At 43.7% G+C, this 23,319-nt stretch carries 22 protein-coding genes; 11 read left to right on the top strand and 11 right to left on the bottom strand.

Annotation, left to right across the window (positions count from 1 at the left end; translation table 11 throughout):
• Nucleotides 1–89 precede the first annotated feature (89 nt).
• The gene (locus G7092_RS19170) at nt 90–560 is read left to right on the top strand and encodes a universal stress protein (protein WP_166091487.1); all 471 of its coding nucleotides are present in this window, start codon (nt 90–92) and stop codon (nt 558–560) included.
• 61 nt (nt 561–621) lie between these two features.
• Here the strand turns inward: G7092_RS19170 and G7092_RS19175 are convergent, their stop codons facing one another.
• From G7092_RS19175 to G7092_RS19185, 3 genes are all read right to left on the bottom strand, one after another.
• Nucleotides 622–1,911, bottom strand: coding sequence for an HAD-IB family phosphatase (locus G7092_RS19175; protein WP_166091488.1), 1,290 nt, complete (start codon nt 1,909–1,911; stop codon nt 622–624).
• A gap of 91 nt (nt 1,912–2,002) precedes the next feature.
• Nucleotides 2,003–2,995 (bottom strand): acyltransferase family protein, encoded by a 993-nt coding sequence (locus G7092_RS19180; RefSeq protein ID WP_166091489.1) that lies wholly within the window; start codon nt 2,993–2,995, stop codon nt 2,003–2,005.
• Between the two features lie 55 nt (nt 2,996–3,050).
• The gene (locus G7092_RS19185) at nt 3,051–4,016 is read right to left on the bottom strand and encodes an NAD-dependent epimerase/dehydratase family protein (protein ID WP_166091491.1); all 966 of its coding nucleotides are present in this window, start codon (nt 4,014–4,016) and stop codon (nt 3,051–3,053) included.
• 222 nt (nt 4,017–4,238) lie between these two features.
• On the opposite strand from G7092_RS19185, the gene G7092_RS19190 reads away from it, so the two are divergent.
• The 3 genes from G7092_RS19190 to G7092_RS19200 all read left to right on the top strand — a co-directional run bounded on the left by G7092_RS19190 (nt 4,239) and on the right by G7092_RS19200 (nt 7,905).
• Nucleotides 4,239–5,420: a formimidoylglutamase gene (locus tag G7092_RS19190; RefSeq protein ID WP_166091492.1), complete on the top strand. Its 1,182-nt coding sequence runs from the start codon at nt 4,239–4,241 to the stop codon at nt 5,418–5,420.
• A gap of 58 nt (nt 5,421–5,478) precedes the next feature.
• Complete coding sequence (locus G7092_RS19195; RefSeq protein WP_166091493.1) at nt 5,479–6,651, top strand: TlpA disulfide reductase family protein; 1,173 nt, start codon at nt 5,479–5,481, stop codon at nt 6,649–6,651.
• Nucleotides 6,652–6,759: 108 nt separating this feature from the next.
• On the top strand, nt 6,760–7,905 hold the full coding sequence (locus G7092_RS19200; RefSeq protein ID WP_166091495.1) for a TlpA disulfide reductase family protein: 1,146 nt from the start codon (nt 6,760–6,762) through the stop codon (nt 7,903–7,905).
• Between the two features lie 117 nt (nt 7,906–8,022).
• On the opposite strand, the gene purD is transcribed toward G7092_RS19200, so the two are convergent.
• From purD to G7092_RS19225, 5 genes are all read right to left on the bottom strand, one after another.
• On the bottom strand, nt 8,023–9,297 hold the full coding sequence (gene purD / locus G7092_RS19205; protein ID WP_166091496.1) for a phosphoribosylamine--glycine ligase: 1,275 nt from the start codon (nt 9,295–9,297) through the stop codon (nt 8,023–8,025).
• Nucleotides 9,298–9,619: 322 nt separating this feature from the next.
• Nucleotides 9,620–10,036, bottom strand: coding sequence for an acyl-CoA thioesterase (locus G7092_RS19210; RefSeq protein WP_076375478.1), 417 nt, complete (start codon nt 10,034–10,036; stop codon nt 9,620–9,622).
• A gap of 97 nt (nt 10,037–10,133) precedes the next feature.
• Entirely contained in the window at nt 10,134–11,168 is a 1,035-nt protein-coding gene (locus G7092_RS19215) for an alpha/beta hydrolase (RefSeq protein ID WP_166091498.1), read from the bottom strand.
• 278 nt (nt 11,169–11,446) lie between these two features.
• A complete protein-coding gene (locus G7092_RS19220) occupies nt 11,447–12,298 on the bottom strand; it encodes a helix-turn-helix domain-containing protein (protein ID WP_166091499.1) in 852 nt (283 codons plus the stop codon).
• A gap of 16 nt (nt 12,299–12,314) precedes the next feature.
• Nucleotides 12,315–13,196, bottom strand: a complete 882-nt coding sequence (locus tag G7092_RS19225; RefSeq protein ID WP_166091500.1) for an AraC family transcriptional regulator — start codon at nt 13,194–13,196, stop codon at nt 12,315–12,317.
• 88 nt (nt 13,197–13,284) lie between these two features.
• On the opposite strand from G7092_RS19225, the gene G7092_RS19230 reads away from it, so the two are divergent.
• A complete protein-coding gene (locus tag G7092_RS19230) occupies nt 13,285–14,235 on the top strand; it encodes an NADP-dependent oxidoreductase (RefSeq protein WP_166091502.1) in 951 nt (316 codons plus the stop codon).
• Nucleotides 14,236–14,354: 119 nt separating this feature from the next.
• The gene (locus G7092_RS19235) at nt 14,355–15,350 is read left to right on the top strand and encodes a DUF3078 domain-containing protein (RefSeq protein WP_235953895.1); all 996 of its coding nucleotides are present in this window, start codon (nt 14,355–14,357) and stop codon (nt 15,348–15,350) included.
• Nucleotides 15,351–15,959: 609 nt separating this feature from the next.
• Here the strand turns inward: G7092_RS19235 and G7092_RS19240 are convergent.
• A complete protein-coding gene (locus G7092_RS19240) occupies nt 15,960–16,592 on the bottom strand; it encodes a DUF1349 domain-containing protein (protein ID WP_202985359.1) in 633 nt (210 codons plus the stop codon).
• A gap of 188 nt (nt 16,593–16,780) precedes the next feature.
• On the opposite strand from G7092_RS19240, the gene G7092_RS19245 reads away from it, so the two are divergent.
• A complete protein-coding gene (locus tag G7092_RS19245) occupies nt 16,781–17,659 on the top strand; it encodes an OmpA/MotB family protein (RefSeq protein ID WP_166091503.1) in 879 nt (292 codons plus the stop codon).
• Nucleotides 17,660–17,737: 78 nt separating this feature from the next.
• On the opposite strand, the gene G7092_RS19250 is transcribed toward G7092_RS19245, so the two are convergent.
• Both G7092_RS19250 and G7092_RS19255 read right to left on the bottom strand, forming a co-directional pair.
• Complete coding sequence (locus tag G7092_RS19250; RefSeq protein ID WP_166091504.1) at nt 17,738–18,490, bottom strand: SDR family oxidoreductase; 753 nt, start codon at nt 18,488–18,490, stop codon at nt 17,738–17,740.
• Between the two features lie 97 nt (nt 18,491–18,587).
• On the bottom strand, nt 18,588–19,184 hold the full coding sequence (locus G7092_RS19255) for a Crp/Fnr family transcriptional regulator (protein ID WP_166091505.1): 597 nt from the start codon (nt 19,182–19,184) through the stop codon (nt 18,588–18,590).
• 244 nt (nt 19,185–19,428) lie between these two features.
• Here G7092_RS19255 and G7092_RS19260 point away from each other — a divergent pair, with 244 nt between their 5' ends.
• From G7092_RS19260 to G7092_RS19275, 4 genes are all read left to right on the top strand, one after another.
• On the top strand, nt 19,429–20,784 hold the full coding sequence (locus tag G7092_RS19260) for a Gfo/Idh/MocA family protein (RefSeq protein ID WP_166091507.1): 1,356 nt from the start codon (nt 19,429–19,431) through the stop codon (nt 20,782–20,784).
• A gap of 177 nt (nt 20,785–20,961) precedes the next feature.
• Complete coding sequence (locus G7092_RS19265) at nt 20,962–21,999, top strand: DUF6807 domain-containing protein (protein ID WP_166091508.1); 1,038 nt, start codon at nt 20,962–20,964, stop codon at nt 21,997–21,999.
• Nucleotides 22,000–22,039: 40 nt separating this feature from the next.
• Nucleotides 22,040–22,519, top strand: coding sequence for a hypothetical protein (locus G7092_RS19270; protein ID WP_166091509.1), 480 nt, complete (start codon nt 22,040–22,042; stop codon nt 22,517–22,519).
• Nucleotides 22,516–23,154, top strand: coding sequence for a DUF4291 domain-containing protein (locus tag G7092_RS19275; RefSeq protein WP_166091511.1), 639 nt, complete (start codon nt 22,516–22,518; stop codon nt 23,152–23,154). Before G7092_RS19270 ends, G7092_RS19275 begins: the two co-directional genes overlap by 4 nt.
• Nucleotides 23,155–23,319: the final 165 nt, after the last annotated feature.

The raw sequence follows: 23,319 nt of genomic DNA on the forward strand, positions 1-23,319 counted from the left end.
TTAATTTTCAATTCTGAATGCAGATATAAAAATTTATCTAATTCTTTAATTCGATAAATTCCGGTTCAGACAAACTAACAACAAACTTCATGAAGATCAGTAAAATACTTATAGGTATCGATGACAGCGCTTACGCGCGCAATGCCGCTGCATATGGTTTTGATATGGCCCGCGATTATAAAGCCGCTGTAGGGCTGGTGCATATTATCGAACCCATGGTAATTCCTTCAACGCCGGCAGATAATGTAACCGGGATACCTATGGATAGCACATTCGGTATTCAGGAGGTGGAGTTAAGCGAGGTGCAAACTAATCAGACAGAAGCGCTTATAAACAGCACCATTAAAGAGTTTGGAGACGGATTGGAGATTACTGCCTTTAAACAATACGGCTTCCGTGCCGAAGGGATAATTGATTGCTGCAAAGAGTTTAATGCCGATATGATTGTAATTGGTACGCACAAACGCTCAGGTATCGATCGTCTGCTTATCGGTAGCGTAGCCGAACATGTGGTACGCCATTCTGCAGTTCCCGTGCTGGTGGTACCGTTTGCGGAATAGTTTTAATGTTTTACGTGTTTTGATCTTAAAATGTAAAACTTACTACGTATAACGTAAAACCCTAATACAGTAATCTGAACTTAATAGTATGTTCAATAGCTTTTAGCTCGTTGAGTACCTGCGGATCATATCCCGTATTAACATCGGTAATTACATAGCCTATCTGGGCATTGGTCACCAAAAACTCACCTACTATATTGATGTTGTGGCTGGCAAATACCTCGTTGATCTTGGCCAGTATACCGGGTATATTTTTGTGGATGTGTATTAACCGGTGGGCATTACTTACACGAGGCGGCTGCAGATCGGGGAAGTTGCAGCTGGTATGTGTTTTACCCTCGTTCATAAAGGCCATTACCCGGCGGGGTATAAAATCGTTATTGTGCGGATTATGCTTCGGATCGTCAAATATGATGATGCCACTTTCGGTGGCCGCGTCGGCTAGTTTACGGTTACATTTGCCAAAAATACCGATAACTTTTAATCTGCCTGCATTTTGTACCTGCTCAGGACTAGGCTGATTGGCTTCATCGCAAAACAAAACACCGGCTTCTTCCAGGTATTTTTCTTCGATGCTTTCGCGGTGACGCAGGTTATAACCTTCCTTTTTCATCTGGGCCAGCGCGTCATCATCCACATTGCCTACAATGAGACATTTGATGCGGTTTTTAGGGTACGATATGGCGCGTGGCAGTTTATTGAGATATAAAAACTCGTCGAAACTGGGGGTTATATGATCGGCTTTTTCGGCTACTGATTTGCGTTCGATGTTTTCGGTAAAGGCGAAGAATTTTTTGATCATGCCCGATTCCTTGAGCTGAAAATCGGAATAACCGTCGCCAATACCATAAATATCACCTGGCAGTTGCAGTTCTTTCAGTAATTTAACCTTGCCACCTTCCTGTGAAAGCGGGTTTTCCCGATCGTAACCGATGATTTTGCCTTGTTCGTCAAATACAAAAGTATTGGCGTAGATGTTTTCTTTTTTGATATGGTATTCGGTAACTACCGGGGTAATAAATTCTTTGAATCCACCGGATACGATGAGTACTTCATCCTGGTGGTTTTTAAAAAATATGGTATTGCGCGAAAAAGAAGTGGATACTTTTTTCTTGAGATGACTGATGAGCTGCTTTAAATGATCGCGGTTGGCCTCTAACAGTTTAACCCGGTTTTCCAGACTCTGGGTGAAGGATAACCGGCCTTCCATCGAAGCGTTGGTTAGGTCTTCTATCTGCTGATAGATAGCTTCCCGGTTGGGGTGGTTTTTGAGAGAAATGCGGGCCAGTTCGTCAAGGGCCTCTACCTGTGTAAACGTGCTGTCGAAATCAATAATAAAGTACTGCTCCATCTTGGGTGCAAATGTGCGAAATTTTTTGCTGATGAGATGAGGTAATAATATATTGATTCTATAGAATTAATGGAATCTTGGTAATTACAAACTAACGACTCAGCTTTTTGCCATAATTAATGGAAGGGATCTCAACGTATTTATGCATAAGACCAGAAAGACATATCAGAATAACCAGTAAACAAAAATCTGTTGTGATGTTTAAAACGAGATGTTGTTCTAAAGTTTCCCGTTTTTGAATAAGATTCCAAAAATAAATACCCAGTGGCACGTGTATCAAATAGAGGGAGTAAGAAACGTCGCCGTATTTGCTAATGAAGTTGTTTTTTATGGGTTTAAAGTGGTCAATTATAATTAAAACAGCTGTAATAAAACAAGCAATAATGTATGGTTGATTTTGTTTTGTAGTATAAAAACCTAATAAGGTGACGGCCAATAAAGCCAGGTTATACCATTTTTGCCCTGATGGATCGTATCTGAATTTGTAAAGAACCATGCCTAAAGTAAACAGAGGCCAAAATGCCAAAAAGAAGAGAGGTCCTGATTTTGGTATGGGTAAAAAAACACTTAATAAAGTTATACCAATGATGGCAAGGGTAAAATATTGTTTTTTTAAAAATGAGCAGGCGCAGGTTACCAGGTAAAAAAATACCTCAAAAGGTAATGTCCAGTAAACCCAGTTAATAGTTGCAACCTTGGTAACAGGGGTAGTTAGCAAAGCAATGGTAGCGCCAATGGCCGATATGCTCTTAGGTAATATGGCCGCGGAGTTTGTCCCGGTTGATAGTTTAGAAAACAATATGGCCACACAAGTAATCATGAGGCTGAACCAATATGGCGGGAATATCCTGAACAAGCGCCTGATTATAAATTCAGCAGGTTTTTTTGCGTGTTGTAAAGCAATTAATATACAATAACCACTTACAATAAAAAAAACAGGTACTCCCAAATAGCCGTAGCTACAAATAAGGAGGTACCAATTACCAGCATGCTTTCCTATAGGGTTAAGATGGAATATAACTACCCATGAGGCAGCTAATATTCTGAGCAAATCAATTAAATGATTGCGGCTGTTGGGATGCATATAAACTTATAAGCCGTAATATAAAAAACTATTAGCTTAAACATAAGAAAATGACTTATTTCAATGCTTTGCAAACCTCTGCAATAGTTTCAATCACCGGTTTAAATTCAATACCGATAGCGTCTTTGATCTTTGAATTATCAAAACTCCGGATCTCAGAAGCAGCCTTAGCAGATGTTTTATCGATAGCTGGGGATCCCCCTGTTAAGGCAGCGATGATTGCTGAGCCTCGCCAGGCCAGGCCCATCATCCAGGGTTTGGCTAATTTGGCTGGTGGTTTTATGCCGAAATTATGGGCAATTTCGGTGGTCATATTTTGATAAGTATAATTTTGGGCGCTGATGATATAGCGTTCCGCGGTAATATCGCTGTTCATGAGGGCTACCATACATTTGGCTACATCTTCCACATCAACAAAACCGCCGCTGCCGCCGGTATAATATTTAAGTCCTTTTTGTACGGTTTTGAATAATGCGCCCGTACCGGATGTGCCCGCGCTGGCACCTAAAATGAGGGATGGATTAACAATTACGGCATCCAGACCTTCGGCAATACCGCGCCATACTTCCATTTCGCTTTCCAGCTTGGATATGGCATAGCCATCATTTTCTGTTGATTGTTCCAGGTGATGATTTTCGGTAATCAATTCATCCGGTTTAGCAATACCAATAGCGGCTATGGAGCTTACATGAACCATGCGAATGCCGCGTTCGGTGCACAGGTTAACCACATTAGCCGTACCTGTAACGTTGGTGTTGATCATGGGCGCTTTATCCGCCTGTTTTAAGGATACCCATGCCGCACAATGATAAACCTGTGTAATGCCTTCCAGCGCATCAGCAAGGGCAAATATGTCAAGCATATCGGCATCAACCCATTCTATCTGTGTTTGATAAGCTATTAACAGAGCAGGTACCCTGGAATTGTTCCTTTTTGTGCAACGGATGCGTTGGCCCGTGTTTACCAGCAATTTTGCCAGTTCAGCTCCTAAAAAACCTGTTGCGCCGGTAACTAATATCATATGTGCAAATGTGCAGATAGATGTGCAGATGTGCAAATGTGCGGATGTGCAGATGTGATTTCGGATGTGCAGATGTGTAGATATGCAAATGTGCAGATGTGGAAAATGATTTTCTGGTATATAAATGAACTTCAATTCTGATAATTCATTAATTCTGAAAATTCGGGTTCAGACAAAAAATCTGCACATTTGCACATCTGAAATCCGCACATCTGTATCATTATGTCCTTAGCTGATTTTTTTACACCCATTGATCTAAAAAAGATCACTCCTAAAAAGGGGTATTATACCAGCCAGCTTGGCGATAAAATTGTGCATTATTCTGTCGATTTTCCGGATCTGGAGGAGAAAACCGACCTGGCCATCATTGGTGTTATGGACGATCGTAACGCCACCGATAACCCTGGCTGCGCCCTTGGCCCGGATTATATCCGCGAAAAGCTTTACCAGCTTTATGAAGGTAGCTACAGCGTAAAAATAGCCGATCTGGGTAATATACGCGCCGGAGCCACGGTTACCGATACCTATTTCGCGCTTAAAACCGTAGTGGCCGAGCTCATCAAAAAGGATATTATTCCCATCATATTAGGCGGCGGTCAGGATTTAACTTATGCGCAATACCTGGGTTATGAAGACCTGGAGCAAAAGGTTGACTTGGTAGTGATCGACTCGCACTTTGACCTTGACGAAGACGACATGCAGGGTGGTATTGAAACCACTTCCACCTCATATCTTAATAAAATATTTTTACACGAGCCCAATTTCCTGTTCAATTTCAGTAACCTGGGCTTTCAAACTTACTTTGTAAGCCAGGAGAGCCTGCGGGTGATGGATAAGCTTTATTTTGATGTACATCGCCTGGGCGAGCTAACGGGTAATGTGGCGGTAACGGAACCGGCCATCCGGAATGCCAGCATGATCAGTTTTGATGTGGGAGCTATTCGATCAGCCGATGCCATGGGGAATGCCAATGCTACACCAAACGGTTTTTATGGCGAAGAAGCCTGCCAGCTTTGCCGCTATGCGGGTTTTAATGATAAGTTAACTTCTATAGGGTTTTATGAATTTAACCCTGCTTATGATAGCAACGGGCAAACCGCTACGCAGCTGGCACAAATGATCTGGTATTTTATTGAAGGGGTTTATAATCGTAAACGCGATTTTCCGCTTAACCCGAAAAGCCAGTACCTCATTTATAAAACCAGCTTAAAACACGAAGATCAGGAAGTGGTATTTGTGAAAAGCAAAAAATCCGACAGGTGGTGGATGCAGGTTCCATACCCTACAGGCGGATCAAGGAATGAACGTTTTCACCTGGTGCCCTGCAGCTATGCCGATTATAAAATGGCGGCTTCTGGAGAATTACCCGATCTTTGGTGGCGTACTTATCAAAAATTAAATTAGTTAATTATAATTCAACCGGCATTCTTGCGTTATGAATGCTTATAGTTTTGATACTCTGATGAAGAAATTGATTTTCACTGTGGCAGCTATGTTGCCCATAATGGCATTTGCCCAAACTTCTGACACTTTTACTATTAACGGTAAAGTAGGCGCTATTGGCGCACCAGCCAAAGTGTACCTCATATATCAGTTGGGCTCTAATAACGTGGTCGATTCATCAAGCGTAACTGCCGGTAGTTATAGTTTTAAAGGCTCCATATTAAACCCGGTGAATGCAACCCTGGCCCTGGATTATAAAGGTATTGGGCTAAACAAATTTATTCAGCAGAACTATCCCGATGGCGGTCCGTCAAACACTGCAGATGATCTGAATCTTTTTTTAGAAAAAGGGACTATAACCGTTAATAGTAAAGATTCGCTTTCCAAATCCCTTATTTCGGGTTCGGTTTTAAATGACGATAACCGCAGGCTTACCGGGCAACTGGCCGCTATCAATAAAAAAGCGCAGGCGCTGATGGCCGAAGCAAAAGCAGCTACCCCTGATCAGCAAAAAGCTCCTGATTTTCAAAGCCGTATGCAGGCTCGTTATAAAAATATACAGGCCGAGCAAAAGGCGGTACTCAAGAATTTTATTACCAATAATCCTAATAGTTACCTGAGCTTGCTGGCTATTAACTCCGTAGCCGGTCCGGCACCTGATCCATCTGAAATTGAACCCTTATTTAATGGCTTGTCCCAGGGCTTAAAAGATTCAGAAAGCGGCAAGAACTTAAAACATGGTATCGATGCCCTAAAGGTTACTGCCATAGGTGCCTTGGCGCCAGATTTTATCCAGAACGATGTAAATGGCACGCCGGTTAAGTTGTCATCTTTCCGGGGCAAATATGTATTGATAGATTTCTGGGCTTCCTGGTGCGGCCCGTGCAGGCAGGAAAACCCGAACGTGGTACGTAACTACAATAAATACAAAACCAAAAACTTTACGGTATTGGGCGTGTCGCTGGATAAACCGGAAGGTAAATCGGCCTGGCTGGCTGCTATAAAAAGCGACGGACTGGAATGGACACAGGTATCCGACCTTAAATTCTGGAACAACGAGGTTGCAGCGCTTTATCAGGTAAGTTCTATCCCACAAAACTTCCTGATAGGTCCGGATGGCAAGATCATCGCTAAAAACCTGCGCGGTGAAGATCTGGATGCTAAACTGCAAGAGCTGTTTGGGAAGATATAATTTGATAGGTGGCTGAATAAGTGGGGTATTTTGGTAACAAATCAGTTACCTGCTTAAAAATAATTAGTAGACTACTAGTTTAATAGACTATTTTTTTATATTGCGTTTATGAATCATATCGCTATAAAAAAAATATTGTTATTAGCCTTGGCAGCAGCGCCAACAATAAGTTTTGCACAGGATACAAAATACACCATTCAGGGTAAAATAGGTGATAATAATGCGCCTGCCAAAGTGTACCTGGAATATCGTAAAGAAGGGAAAACCATTATTGATTCGGTTGCTTTGAATGGCGGCAAGTTTCAGTTTACAGGTGTAACAGGTAACGATCCTGTTAATGCTTACCTATTATTCAATGACAAAGGTAATGGTGCCAGCAACGCCGAAGATTATCGCTCTATATATATTGAGCCCGGAACCGTTAACGTGACGACAGCAGATTTGCTGGCTAATGCCAAAGTTGATGGCCCCAAAACTAATAAGGATAACGAAAAATATAAATTGGCCCAAAAGCCAATAAATGATGCTTACGAGGCCCTGGCAGCAAAGCGTAAGGCGGCAACTCCCGAGCAACAAGCCGATCCTGCGTTTGCCAAACAACTATCTGCCGAGGAAAAAGCTATTGATGATAAGAGCACGCTTGTTGATAAACAATTTATTAAAGACAATCCAGATTCCTACATCAGCCTGAATGCGCTGGAGGGTTATGCTTACAGTGCCGATTATGTGGATATTGAGCCTTTATTCAATGCCTTTACACCTGCTGTAAAACAAACAGAAGCGGGTAAAAAATTTGCCGAACGTTTACCAAAACTCAAAGCAGTGGCCTTGGGTGCTACCGCCCCTGAGTTTACCGAAGCGGATACCAGTGGTAAGGAGATCAGCTTGTCGTCATTCCGTGGTAAATATGTGCTGATTGATTTTTGGGCCTCCTGGTGTGGCCCATGCCGTAGGGAAAACCCTAACGTGGTAGTGGCGTATAATAAATACAAAAACAAGAAATTCACCATCCTGGGTGTGTCTTTAGACAGGCCAAACGCTAAAGAAAAATGGATCGCGGCAATCCACAAAGATGGCCTGACCTGGAACCATGTATCCGACTTAAAATTCTGGGATAGCAAAGCTGCTGCCTTATATGCCGTGCGTGGCATCCCGCAAAATTTTTTACTGGATCCCAACGGTAAGATCATCGCCAAAAACCTGAGAGGCGAAGACCTGGAAAATAAACTGGCCGAAATTTTTGGGAAGATTTAGTTAGGTCATTGAGGCATTGGGTCATTAAGTCATTGACCTGATAGATTATAAAGAAAGGCGTAATAATTAATTATTACGCCTTTCTTATTTATATTTTATTCAATGACTCAATGACTGTTAAAGAAGATCAAACCCAATGTCTCTTCTGAAATACATGCCATCGTAATAAATACGGCTGGCATCTGCGGTGGCTTGTTGCAGGGCTTTGAACATATCGTCCTGCAGGGTAGTAATCGCCAAAACGCGACCACCGGTGGTGATCACATTATCGCCATCGGTTGAGGTGCCGGCATGGAAAACAATAGATTCATGGATGTTCTCGGTTCCGGTGATCACCTTGTTTTTGAGGTACTCGCCAGGGTATCCTCCTGCCACCATCACTACGGTAGCCGCGGTTTTAGGGCTGATGATTAATTCTTTTTCATTCAGATTGCCTTCGGCAACGCCTTGCAGCAGATCAACAAAGTCTGAGTCGATGCGGCGCATTACGCTTTCTGTTTCCGGATCGCCCATGCGGCAGTTGTATTCAATAACCCAAGGCTCGCCATCGCTGTTCATCAGGCCAATAAAAATAAAGCCTTTGTAAGGGATGCCATCCTTCTTTAAACCTTCAATGGTTGGGATGATCACTTTCTCCTCTACCTTTTTCATATAGGCAGCATCGGCAAATGGTACCGGCGAAACGGAGCCCATGCCACCGGTATTCAAGCCGGTATCACCTTCGCCAATACGTTTGTAATCTTTGGCTTCGGGTAATATTTTATAGCTGTTACCATCGGTCATTACAAAAACCGAAAGCTCGATACCGGTTAAAAATTGCTCTATCACCACACGCGAACTGGCTTCACCAAATTTGGCTTCGGCCAGCATTTCTTTAAGTTCCTGCTGGGCTTCTTCAAGCGTAGTACATATCAATACACCCTTTCCGGCTGCCAGTCCATCGGCCTTTAATACCACAGGTAAACCCGCGGTAGCCAGGTAGGTTAGGCCTTCCTGTAAAGTATCTTTGGTGAAAGTTTTGTAGGCCGCAGTAGGGATGTTATGCTTTTGCATAAACTGTTTAGAAAAATCCTTGCTGCCTTCCAGCTGGGCTGCCTCCTGCTGCGGACCAACAACCGGGATGTTTTTCAGTTGCTCATCGTTCAGGAAAAAATCATGCACGCCTTTTACCAGCGGTTCTTCAGGGCCAACCAATACCAGGTTGATGCCGTTGCCGAGCACAAAAGTTTTAATACCATCAAAGTCGGTAACTTTAAGGTTAACATTGGTGCCATATTGCGTGGTGCCGGCATTACCGGGCGCAATAAAAAGATTTTGACACTTTGGGCTTTGAGCAATTTTCCAGGCGAAGGCGCTTTCCCTTCCGCCCGAACCGAGGATCAGAATATTCATGGCGGCAAAGATAGTTATTTGACATTAAGTTTGGGATGTGCGGTTATGAACCACGAAATAAAGAAAGTTGCTTAATAAGGAGACTCCTAAGGAGTCAAAAGGTTTTTTACGTTAGGCTATAAACAGGGTGCTCCTATGGAGCTTTTACTTTGCTATGGGAACTTCTTGCTCCATAGGAGCACCCTGTTTATAGAGAATTAATTACAAAAGTTTTGACTCTGTAGGAGTCTCCTGACGCAGTTGAAATAAAACGCACCTTCAATAAACGCAAACGTCCCTGGGGTTAATCCCAGGGACGTTTGTAAAGTTTTACTAATACCAATTACACCTCCAATACCGGCGCATCCTTTATTTTTTCCAAAACAGATGCCGGTAAATAAGGTCTGCCGCCGGTGGCAGGTACGCAGGTGCCGGTAAATACGGCCTTGGTCATCACCTTGTTATTGAGGATGATGGATTGTTTAAAATGCAATTTTGGCGCTCCGCCTTTATCGGCAAAAAGCTCGCAGGTAACGCTGAAGTTATCGCCTTTTTTCAGCGACCGTAAAAAGCTGATGCTATAGTTTGACAGTACCATATACACACCATTTTTGGCTTCGATCTCAAAATCGAAACCCAGCACCTCGCGGATGTAATCATGCCTGCAGTACTCCATATAAAAGGGGTAATACAAGCCATCCATAATTTCCTGAACATCGATGTGTTCTTCTTTGGCAACGTAATTTTTAGAATATTCCATAAGTATGTATTTTAATAGGGTAATGCGGCAAATATATAAACTAAAAAATCCCGGCTATATTACAGCCAGGACTTTTATTACAGGTATTTTATAAAACTTATTTGGCTAATGCGTTTTTCAGTTCGGTACCGGCTTGCAGCATAGCGGCTTTAACGCCGGGAACGTGTGCCAGCGGGTTAAGCAGACCCCAATCATGTATCATACCATTAAAACGCAGGGATTTTACAGGCACACCGGCTTCATCCAGTTTGCGGGCATAAGCTTCGCCTTCATCACGCAATACATCGTTTTCGGCAACCTGAACTATAGCTGGAGGCAAATCTTTCAATTGTTCAAGTGTAGCCTGTAAGGGTGATGCATAAATTTCTTTGCGTTTGTTGGCATCGGTGGTATAGTTATCCCAGAACCATTTCATCATGTTTTTGGTCAGGAAACGATCTGTTGCATATTGATTGTATGAGCCGGTTTCAAAATTGGCATCAGTAACTGGCCATAACAGTACCTGTAATTTAATTTTAGGACCGTTATTGTTTTTGGCCATTAAGGAAACTATCGCAGTCATATTACCGCCAACACTATTACCGGCAACAGCCAGGTTTTTACCATCTACACCAATTTCGGCACCGTTTTCGGCTACCCATTTGGTGGCGGCGTAAGCCTGGTTAATAGCAGTTGGGTATTGCGCTTCTGGCGATGGCGTATAGTTTACAAATACCGCGGCTGCGCCTGATGCTACTACCAGGTCGCGAACCAGGCGTTTGTGTGTAGGGAAATCGCCCAGTACCCAACCACCACCGTGAAAAAACATGAACACCGGTAACACACCTGTTGCACCGGCAGGTTTTACAACATGTAATAAAAGGGGCTGACCATCGGCAGTAATAGTTTTTTCGGTAACGGTGATGTCTGTATAATCAAACTGTACCGATTCCTGCGCGCCGGTGAGTACCGCGCGGGCATCAACGGGTGAAAGTTCTTCGAGCGGTTTACCGTCGCCTGAGTTAAGCACATTTAAAAACGCTTTAACATTGCTTTCGATGTGCGGATCCTGTGCTGGATCAATAGGTTGAACGCCTGTAGTTAAAGTAAGGATAACTGAAGCTGGTTTGCTGATGTTGGCTTGTGTTTTCATGATGTTATGTTTTAATGTTTTGTATTTCTTTCTTTTGACATAACAAAGGTATAGCGCTAACAAAGGCCACTCAATGCACAGATGTAGACATGTATAGGACGTTTTTCCCCGGAGGGCTTATAAAGGTAAAAACGAAGAGATTTAATAATGAACATCGAATTTTGAATGCCGAACATCGAAGTTTTACTTCATTATTCGATATTCATTATTCTATTTTAATATCCAACATCGAGGTTTTACTTCATTATTCGACATTGGCTATTCAATGTTCATTATTTTTATTTTAATTGGGGCTGGGGGGCATAAAGCTGCCTGAAACTTTGCGGCGAGGTATTGGCCTGCTTGGTAAACAGGCGGATAAAATAGGATGGATCATCATAACCTAACTTGTAACCGATCTCTTTTACACTCAGGTTGGTATGCGCCAGCAGCCTTTTAGCCTCCATGATGATGCGGTTTTTGATGAGGTCATTGGGCGAGGTATTGCTATAACGGGTAATGCGTTTGTTCAACGCTTTGGGGGTGATGTTGAGCAGATCGGCATAGTCGGCTACGGTATGGTGCCGGGTATAGTGCCACTCTACCAGCTGACTGAACGTACGGGTAAACTCCGCCTCGGCACCGGCATCCTCGCTGGTTTGCTGATGTCTTTGTTTCCACAAGCGGGTCGATTTAATGATGAGCTGTTTGAGCAATATCCGCAGCATTTCTTCCATGGAGCTATCATCGCGCTCAAATTCACTTTTTACTTCGCCAATGAGGTGCTGCGCCGTAAGTGACGATTGGGCGCTCAGCAAAACCACCGGAATTTCATACACATTATGAAACAGAATGCCATCGCAGGCTACTTCCTTATCATGTATCTCCACGCAATAAAAATCGCGGTTATAATAGATCATCGTACCCACGCAATTTTCCGAGAACTGGTGATATTGGCCCACATTGATAAAAAACAAGGCATCCTGCTCCAGCTGGTAATCGGTAAAATCGATCACTACTTTGCCACCAGCTTTTACAAAAACTATTTTGATAAAGCCGCTATAATCGTCCTGCTGAAGCTTTTGCAGAATATCATGCTGAAAATCAAAGAAGCCAAATTTTTTAAAAGCAAACTGCTTGAAGTGGGCCATAGTAAAAGATACGGTTTTAAGCTACTTTAAATTTCGGGGTTTGATCATTTCCCCGTATGTTTTTCCTGAATTGTGCCGGTGATTCTCCCTTGTATTTTTTAAATGTTTTGGTGAGATGGCTTTCGTCGGTAAAGCCCAGTTCATAGGCAATTTCGTTCAGGCGCATATTGCTGTGGCGCAGCCGCGTTTCGGCCAGCGATAGTTTGTAATTGATGATAAACTGCTGCAGGTTTTCGCCGGTTTGTTTTTTAAAATACTCGCTGATGTAATTGGTGGAGATATTGAAATGCTCGGCAATGTTCTCGGCCTTCAACTTTTCGGCATCGTAAATGTTCAGGTGCACATAGTTGATGATCTGTAAGGCAATGGTATCGCCCCCGGTTTTGGCGTCGCATTTGATGGTGATGTTGCGGGCCACTATGGTGATGAGCGTATTGATGAGTTGCTGTACCAGCTCCTTTTGCATGTTTGGGCCTTGTTCGTGCTCGGCCGCGAGCCCGGCGATAATGGCCGCCACCAGGGGTTTATCGCGCTCATTGCGGATGATTTCGCCCTGATCCTGCTTGCTCTGAAAAATATATTCCAGTTTGTGCATCCAGTTTTCGGGGCTATGCTGTTCTTCGTTGCCGGTGGTTATCCCTTTCAGGTAGATGTTGTTAAAACATACAAATACAAAAGAGGTGGTTTTTTCAACGGTAAAATGGTGCGTGGTGAGCGGACCGAGCAGGTAAAGACTGCCGGGTTTGTACCTAAAATCGTTACCGTTGATATTGTGCGTACCCTCACCATCCATAATATAGGCCAGTTCAAAAAACGAATGTTTGTGCGTGCGTATAGGGCATTCGTCCAGCCGCAGAAACAGGATCTCGAAGGGGTTAAATATATGGCGGGTCTGCATATCCTAAAAAACTACCTTTTTATCCCAAAAATGTACCGGAATTAGCCTTGTGCCAGGCCCGACCTTTGGGGTATACAAAAGTAAAGATATGAAAGCTATAATATTAAGTGAAAACGGTGGTACCGATAAACTCATTTTAAAAGAGATCAGCAAACCTGTTATCGCACCAAATGAAGTGCTGATACAAACCAAAGCCCTTAGCATTAACCCGGTTGACGGTTTTGTACGGCAAAATGAGATCTACACCAAAAAGAAACTGTTGCCACAGCTAGGCGAAGAAATGATACTGGGCTGGGATGTTGCTGGCACGGTAGTAGAAACTGGCAGCGAAGTAAGCGATTTTAAAAATGGTGATGAAGTGTTTGGGATGGTTAAATTTCCGGGCCATGCCAAAGCTTATGCCGAGTACGTGGCCGCCCCGGCCGGTCATCTGGCCCAAAAACCTGCTGCTACCTCATTTAACGATGCGGCTGCTGCTACCCTGGCTGCCTTAACCGCCTGGCAGGGACTGGTTACCTACGCCAAAATACAGCCCGGCGATAAGGTGCTGATCCACGCGGCAGCAGGTGGTGTGGGGCATTATGCTATCCAGATAGCCAAACATTTTGGGGCTTATGTAATAGGTACAGGATCGGCAGCAAGCAAGGATTTTATATTGAGCCAGGGCGCCGATGAGTTTATTGACTACGGCCAGGAAAAATTTGAAGACAAAGTACAGGATGCCGACATCGTGTTCGATTCTATTCCAGGCGATCATATCCTGCGCTCTATTAAAGCCGTAAAACCCGGCGGTCGTCTGGTAAGCCTGTTGGCCTTTTTTGAGGGTGAAATTGCCGAAAAGGCTAAAGCTAAAGACTTGCTTACTTACCGCATAGCTGTGGAATCAAATGGGGAGGATATGAAATCGATAGCCAAACTGATGGCCGATGGAAAGTTAAAATCACATGTTTCTGAAGTTTACAACTTTGAAGATATCCCCAAAGCACAGGATAAAGTAGATGGTGGCAAAACCCGGGGTAAAGTGGTGATTGCCTTATGATTGCAATGGATTATATAATATTTCGATAAATAATAAGAGCCGGCTTTACGTTGGCTCTTATTAATTTAAAAGTAATAATAAATAATAAATGCGATATTTGTCATGTATCTGTCAGGATAATGATAGTAATATCGCATCCGAAAGAACGGATAGTTAATGAGGGAAACCTTATTACAGCGGGTAGGATGAATGGCAGGTATATTTTAAAAACCATTAAACATTTTACCTTTATGAAAAAGCTTTCCCTATTATTAGCCGCACTATGCATGGCAGCCATCAGCTATGCGCAAACCCCCACACCAACGCCCGATACCGCCAAAAGGTGGAAGATTCACGGCGAAAACACTTTTCTGATCAGCCAAAGCTCGTACAAAAACTGGTCGGCTGGTGGTGTAAATGCCTTTGCCGGTAACCTGATATTTAATTACGACTTTAATTATAAAAAAGACGTTTGGAGCTGGGACAATAAAGTGATCCTGGGCTATGGCTTAAGCAAACAGCAGGATGCAGGCTGGCGCAAAAACGACGACCGTATCATCCTGAATAGCTTGCTTGGCCGCCAGGCATCCAAATACTGGCTGTATACATTTTATATGAACTTCCAATCACAGTTTACCAAAGGCTATGATTATAATACCACGCCAAAAACATTAATATCCAATTTCCTGGCTCCGGCATATCTTACCTTCGGCCCGGGTTTTGCGTATAAACGTTCGGATAATTTCAGGGTCAATATTTCGCCTGCCGCGGCACGTATCATTATTGTTCAGAATGATTCACTTTCACATGTTGGGGCTTTTGGTGTTACACCCGATCATAAAAGCCTGTTCCAGTTTGGCGCTTCGTTGGATGCCTACTACAAGGTTAACCTGGTACAAAACATCAGCCTGGAAAACATCCTGAAACTATATTCAGATTACCTGCACAAACCCGGGGATATTTATACCGATTATACCATTAACCTGTTTATGAAAGTAAATAAATTTGTAACCGTAAATGCCGGTGCGCAGTTGATTTATGATGGTAAAACCCGGATACCCAATGGAGATGGAACTTCCAAAATAGCCTTACAGGTTAAACAGATTTTTGGCGCGGGTTTAACGTATAAGTTTTAAGCCGCTCGATATTCGTCATAAAACAGAAGCCCCTTAACCATTAAGTTAAGGGGCTTCTGTTTTATGCTCAAATTCAATTGGGCTAAAGCCTTTTATCATTCGGATTAGCCGTTGGCTGAAGCCAAACGGCAATGAATGGAAAAAAATGTCCACTCCGGGTCTCTCGCAGAGGACCCGGAGTTATAGACTGGCTTATAGACGACAGGTTTATGCAACCTCAGGGTCTCCTGAAAGGGATCTGGAGAGGGCAAAAAAGGAGACTCCGCTGGAGTCCACAATTTCTTCAATTTTTTCTATAAACACGTAGCCTCTCTGAGGCCGAACAGCGCGTTAGGCATACTGATTTATAGGATAAAACAATTGCCGGCCCCAGCGGGGCCCCGTGTTTATAGTCCCAAAGTGTGAATTAATAGGCTCCGTAGGTGCCTCCTATGGAAATTCAGGTTGGTATTTTGTGTGTTAGCTTAAAAATCACAAAAAACCTTGAGTTAGAGAATAGTTTATGCAATCTCCGGTACCCTTTTAGTAGGTCGGGAGGGGACAAAATTGTAAAAACAGAAAAGCCCCTTAACTTACTGGTCAAGGGGCTTTCTTATTAAAAGCTTTTACCTATTTTACGGCTTCAACCTTAAAATTTTCGAAAGTTACCGGGAAGCTCAGCTTGCCCGGAGCGGCGGCTACCATACCAATTTCGGCCTTTACATTGGGCGGGAAGTAGGCCAGACGCAGCATATCAAATTTTTGTCCGTCAAAAGAATATTTGATCTCTACATAATCGCCTTTGCGCAGCAGCTTTAACCACACCGATTTCGGACTGTCATGACGCGGCACTACCGACCAGTCTGACACTTCGCGGGTTACCACAGCGCTTACATTCTGCACACCGTCAACATACTCAATACCGGTTTTGATCCAGTTTTTTTCGTCGATGCGGATCATCAGTCCGGCCTGGTGAAACAGTTCATGATAGCTGCCGGTGATCTTTACGCTGGCCTCGAAATTACCCTCCGCTTCCTGGAAGTAAAACGGACCATTATCGCGCTTAAAACCATAGTGCGTCACCTGCCAGTAATCGGTACCCGGATCAACCGTGAAAGTGAACTTTTGGGCATTACCTTCTGCCGCTTTTGTTGGCTTGTTAAACCATTTCATCTCGGGATTACTTTGCGCAAAAGCGCCGGTAGCGGCAAACAGGCAGATCATAGCGGTTAGTTTAATTTTTTTGTTAAAAGATGTTTTCATTTGTTAGATAGATAATTAGATAAATGTGCCGCCAAGATAGGAAATAAGTTTATGGCTTTGTAACAGATATATGTACTTTCCCGCATAAATGAGCGTTAACAAGCTGTTGCCATTTATATATAAACAAACTTTACGGCAACTGATTAGTTATTCTTTATTGTACTATATTTAAGCATAAAAAAAATCAAATGATGAAATATCGAATATCCATCCTGGGGCTGCTTGTAGTAGCAGTTCTTGGACAAAGTTGCGTAAGCACCAAAAAATACAAAGAGCTGGATGCCAACTATACCCAGCTTCAGAACAGCACCCGCGATCTGAGCGTGAAGTACCAAACCACCGCCCAGGCACTGGCCGTAGCCAATGGCCGTGTAAGCAGTTTGGAAGATCAGTTAAAATCTGAACGTTCAAACGTAAAAGCTTTACAGGATGCGCTGGACAAATGTTTAAATTCCAGCAACCAGGGTAGCGTAAACATCTCTAAACTGGTTGATGAGATCAACGCTTCCAACCGTTACATACAGCAATTGGTAAATGCCAAAAGCAAAAGCGATTCGCTTAATATGGTGTTAACCAACAACCTTACCCGTTCATTAAGTCCGCAGGAAACACAGGATGTTGATGTGAAGGTATTGAAAGGCGTGGTTTACATTTCGCTTTCTGATAACATGCTGTACAAATCTGGCAGCTATGAAATATCTGATAAAGCAGGTGCAACCCTAAGCAAAATTGCCAAGATCATTACCGATTACAGCAATTATGATGTGCTGATAGAAGGTAATACCGATAATGTGCCTATCTCGCAGAAAAATATCCGCAACAACTGGGATCTGAGTGCGCTGCGTGCATCGTCAGTTGTACAGGCCCTGCAAAATACTTACCAGGTTGATCCTAAACGCTTAACAGCTGGCGGTCGTGGTGAATACAACCCAATTGCCGATAATAGCACTCCAACCGGTAAAGCGCAAAACAGGCGTACACAAATTATCATCACGCCAAAACTGGATCAGTTTATGGACCTGATAGGCAAAGCACCGGAACAACAGCCGATAGCGCCTCAGAAATAATAAAAAGAATAAGTAATTAAATAAAAGCGGCGGTCATGAAAATGGCCGCCGCTTTTTTGTTTTGACTATTCATCATCCTTACAACGACCTGATACCGCCATCGATTAATATCTCACCACCTATCATAAACGCCGAATCGTCTGACGCCAGGTACAGGTTGGCTTCGGCTATTTCATGGGCAGAGGCTACACGCTTGGCCGGAGTAAAATTACCCATGCCGGCTTTGGCGGCTTCGGCTTCTGCTTTGGTGCTGGTGATAGTTTCAAAAACCGGTGTATCAACCGGGCCAGGGGTTAACACGTTAACGCGTATCCTGCGATCAAGTAACTCAGCCGAAAAACTGCGGGCCAATGAACGTACGGCTGCCTTTGTTGCAGCATATGCCGAGTGGTTAGGCACACCCTTTTCGGCCACTACCGATGAGGTAAGCACTATAGAAGCGCCATCATTTAAATAAGGCAAAGCCTTTTGCACGCTAAAAAAGGTGCCTTTAAAGTTAATGTCGCTTAATTTGTCAAACTGTTCTTCGGTAAAATTGGCTAAAGGAGCCAGTACATAAACAGCGGCATTAATAATGAGTACATCAATTTTGCCCAGTTTATCGCTAACTGTTTGATATATACGGTCCAGATCGGCCAGGTTGGCTACATCGCCGGGTATGGCCAAACTGTTGGCGCCTATTTCGACAATCGCGTTATCCAGGTTTGTGGTATTACGACCGGTAATGACTACCTGTGCACCCTGTTGCGCAAATAATTTGGCAGTTGCTAATCCTATCCCGCTGCTGCCGCCGGTAACAACGGCTACTTTATTTTTCAATTTCTGTGTCATGATCTTTGCTTTTTAAATTCATTATTGAATACAGCAAAGTTGCTTAGGCCGCCATTTTTTAACGATGAACCAGATTAGGAAATATGGTTGAAGTAGTTCAACTTTTACGGCGCACCTTGTTGTTGCGGATCTTGGAAAGGAACTCTGTGGTCATGCCCAGATAGGAGGCAAGGGCATACTGCGGCAGGCGCTGTGCAACCAGCGGGTATTTTTCTAAAAAATCGGTATAACGCTCTTCGGCCGATTGGGTAAGATTAGATATGATGCGCCGCTGCATAAAAGCAGAAGAGCGTTCGGCCATGATGCGGAAAAAGGTTTCGAATTTATGATTGGCGGCTTTAAGCCTTTGTTCCTGATCATGATCTATGCGTAAAACAACACTGTCTTCCAGGGCCAGCACAAACATGGTAGCGGGTTGCTGATAAATGTAACTGTTATAATCAGATATCCACCAGTCTTCAATGGCGAACTGGATGGTGCGCTCTTCACCTTTTTCGTCTATCACATAGGCACGAAAAGCGCCTTCAACAATATAGTTGCGGTGCCGGGCTACAAAGTCGGGTTGAATGATGAACTGTTTCTTTTTGATATTCTTAACACTGAAATAGGAAAGCATTTCGGCAAGTTCTGCTTCCGTTAAGCTAACCCGTTTTTGTACGTGTTGAATAAGAGAATCAAATGTGGTTGTAGCCATTAATCATGCAGACTTTTATAAAGGCGAATTTAATTCAAATTCTTTTAACATCCGGGTTGTGGATTTTCGCTGGCGATAGCGATAGGCATAAACTTTATTTTTGTAACAACCAGTTTACGCAATCGTTTCCGTATATTCTTGTAGCATTAACAGTTAAAATGTTGGCTTTTCTATAAGTTTTCTTCGATATTTGATTGAGCTGGTTGAACGGACCGGTCATTTTTAACCAATTTACCTATTCTTCATGGAAAAATCACGCCGTACTTTTATCAGGCAGGCCGCATTGGCGGGTGCCGGTGTAATGCTTGCCAAAAACAGCTGGAGCGCCAAAAGTTATAAACGCATCATTGGTGCTAACGACCGTGTGCGGGTTGGTGTAGTAGGCTTTTCAGACAGGCACCGCAGCTCACATATCCCCAGCTTTATGAACCATTACAAGGAACTCAATTTTGAGGTGGTGGCTGTATCTGATATCTGGAAAAGAAGGCGTGAGGAAGGATCGGCTATCTGGAAAGAGAAGATGCAGAACAATGTAAAAGCCTATCGCAATAACGAGGAAATGTACGACAGCAAAACGGTCGACGCTGTGTTTATCAGCACGGCCGATTTTCAGCACGCCCGCCATGCCATTGAGGCAGTAAAGGCAGGTTGTGATGCTTATGTAGAAAAACCTTTTGCCGAAACCATGGAAGATAACCGTGCGGCGCTCAAAGCGGTAAAGGAATCGGGCAAAATTGTACAGATAGGCTCGCAACGCCGCAGCGGGGCCAATTACCATGCGGCTAATGATTTTATACGCTCGGGCAAATTTGGCCCTATCACCATGGTAGAGCTTACCTGGAATGTAAACCAACCAGGTCGCTGGCGCAGGCCGGAGCTGCTGGGCTTGCTCAAAGAGGAAGATACCGATTGGAAACGCTTTATCATGAACCGTCCTTATGAGGCTTTTGATCCGCGTAAATATTTGGAATACCGCTTGTTCTGGCCATATTCTTCTGGTTTGCCCGGGCAATGGATGAGTCACCAGATTGATACCGTACACTGGTTTACCGGATTGAAACATCCGCGCAGTGTGGTAGCCAACGGAGGGATATACATGTGGAAGGATGGCCGCAGAAATTGGGATACCATTTTAGCAGCTTTTGATTATGGTCCGCTGGATGATCCTTCTACAGGTTTCCAGGTAACTTTTGGCTCGCGCATGCACAATGGCGATGAGCACCCGGCCGAGATCTATTACTCCAACGGCGGCGAGTTGAACCTGAACACCAACAAAGTTTCGCCCGAAGGCGGCCTGACACAAAAAATGGCCGATGCCATGCACATGCAGGCTAACCTGCTGCCCGAGATTAACCTGGCCAATACCGAAAAAGTAGTGGCATCAGCCAATACGGGCGGCGACGTACTCACCTCCAACCACGTACGCAACTGGATGGAATGTGTACGCAGTCGTAAAGAGCCGCATGCACCTGTTGAAGCTGGCTACAGTCATTCTATAGCCAATATCATGACTAACGCCGCCGTACATACCGGCTACAAAGCTACTTTTGACGAGGCATCGCAGGAAGTAATGGCTAACGGGAAGGTGTTTACGTATTAAATAGAAATAAAAGCGGAGGAAAGTGCGATTCCTTCCTTGGGGAAGGGGAGGTAGGGGTTTAGCGAATCGGATAAGTTTTTACAGGGCGCATAAATCCCTCCCTGCCACTACACGACCCTGCGCACCCCTCCCGTGGGGAGGGAATTGAACAGGCTGTGTTAAAAAATAAACCATACTATGAGAACCATAAAAATTTTAAGCATCGCCATCCTTACAACGATATCCTCATTAGCCCAGGCTCAAAAGACTGAATCGGTAAAGATCGTCAAAGTATCAAAGGACAAAATAGATATTTCTATCGGCGGTAAACCTTTTACCAGTTTCCTGTTTCCCGATACACTGGAAAAGCCTGTGTTATATCCTTTGTATACCGCTGAAGGTACCGTGGTAACCCGTGGTTTCCCGCTGATGCCACGGCCAGGTGATCCGGTTGATCATCCGCATCACATCGGTATCTGGTTCAATTTCGAAAACCTTAACGGGCTCGATTTCTGGAACAATTCCTACGCTATCCCTCAAAGCAAAAAGCACGCTTATGGCTGGATCCGTACGGATAAGATCCTGGAAACCAAGAGTGGAAGCACAGGCGTATTGAGCTACCACGCCAACTGGACCAACCAGCAAAAAGAGGTGATCCTGGAAGAAACCACCCGCTTTGAATTTAGCGGCGATGCCAACCAGCGCGTTATAGACAGGTATACTACGCTGACCGCCGATAAAGATGCTCTTTTTAAAGATGCCAAAGACGGCCTGCTTGGTTTACGTTTTGCCCATGAACTGCAAATCCCAGACACGGCCGACCAAAAATATACCGACGACAAGGGCAACGTAACCGTGGTAAAAGGTGGTAAAGATCATATCGCCAACGGCACTTACCTCACCAGCGCGGGCAAAACCGGTAACGATGCCTGGAGCACCCGGGGCGTATGGTGCAAGGTTTACGGCAAAATGGGTGCCGACTCGGTAAGCATCGCTATCATCGATCATCCTAAAAACATAAATTACCCCACCTTCTGGCATGCCAGGGGTTATGGACTGTTCGCCGCCAATCCCCTTGGCGAAAAAATATTTACCAACGGCAAATCAGAAAAGAACCTGACACTTAAAAAAGGGGAATCGGTAACTTTCCGCTATCGTATCGTGATTAGTAATGGCGCACAAACCATCAGCCCGGCAAAATTGAATGAGCTGGCCGGGAGTTTTGGGAAGAAGTAAGGTATTGTAAAAGTGTAAGATTTTGTGTATATTATAGTTAATGAATATAGACACAATTTTAAACGATTTTCACCAAACCAATAATATTGGTGAAGAAACGATCAATCATATTAAGAATGACCCCGAATTAAGAGCTGCTTTAGTTAATTATTTCAAACAACAACATGATCGGGAGTTTGCCATAAAACTTCTGGATACTTTTATCGAAATACGAAAACAGCCCAACGGCGATATGCCTGCAGAGGATCTGATGCTGGCATCTTATATTTTAGGCTTGCATGGCCATATAGAGGATTGTTTGAAGATATGGGAAGCAAAGTATGCCGATTTTGATACTTACTGTGGTTTTGATACCCAACTGGTGATGTTTGCCGGACTACATGAAACCATACAGTTTTTGGAGACACAAACTAACGACTCGGCCCAGAAGGCCCTGGAGTATATCAAAGAGTGGTTTTCACCAGATCCGGAAGAGCTCGCCGAATATTTTTCACCTCAAACAAAGCTCTGGTTTATATGAAAATAGATACAGAACTATACCAGGATAGCCTGAAAAGGCTCCCTGATGCCGGGCAAAGGATATTGGCGCACCAGAAGGATGATCTGATAGTAGTTTACCAGGCATACAAACACGGCATTGCCGATTTCGCGGTAGCGAACCAGTACCTGGGCGGCCCCGATTTTAGTTATAGCCGGATGTCGTGGATAAAGCCAGGTTTTTTATGGATGATGTACCGTTGCGGCTGGGCCGAAAAGGAAAATCAGGAACGGGTGCTGGCGCTTTGGATACAGAAGTCTGATTTCGAAAACATACTTGAGCAGGCGGTTTTATCATCATTTAACTCCCTATACCATGAAAGCCATGAACAATGGAAAAGTGACCTGGCCACAAAGGAGGTCAGGCTGCAATGGGATCCGGACCATAACCCTTATGGAAATAAACTGCAGCGCCGAGCCATCCAGATTGGATTAAAAGGAGAAGCTTTGGCTGGTTTCGGTAAAAAACAGATCAGGCTGATTGAAGATGTTACCGGTTTTGTGAAGGAGCAAAAAGTGCTTTTAGATGATGGTCATATCAATCATTTAGCTATCCCGGTCGAAACGGTTTTCGATTCAAAAAACCAGCAGCTAAAGGATAAAATTGGGGTAGAGTAATAGTTATTTAATACTTTTTAAATTCTAAAAATCCTGTCAAGAATTTTTAGAAACGTGTTAAAATCGATGGTTTTGACTAAAATTTGAACTTTTTTGGTGCATTTTGAGTGGCTTTCCGGGCGGCAAAATGTTAAAATAGAACTTTAAAAAGTTTTGTTCAAAGCC

This window comes from Mucilaginibacter inviolabilis (assembly GCF_011089895.1).
Taxonomy (GTDB): domain Bacteria; phylum Bacteroidota; class Bacteroidia; order Sphingobacteriales; family Sphingobacteriaceae; genus Mucilaginibacter; species Mucilaginibacter inviolabilis.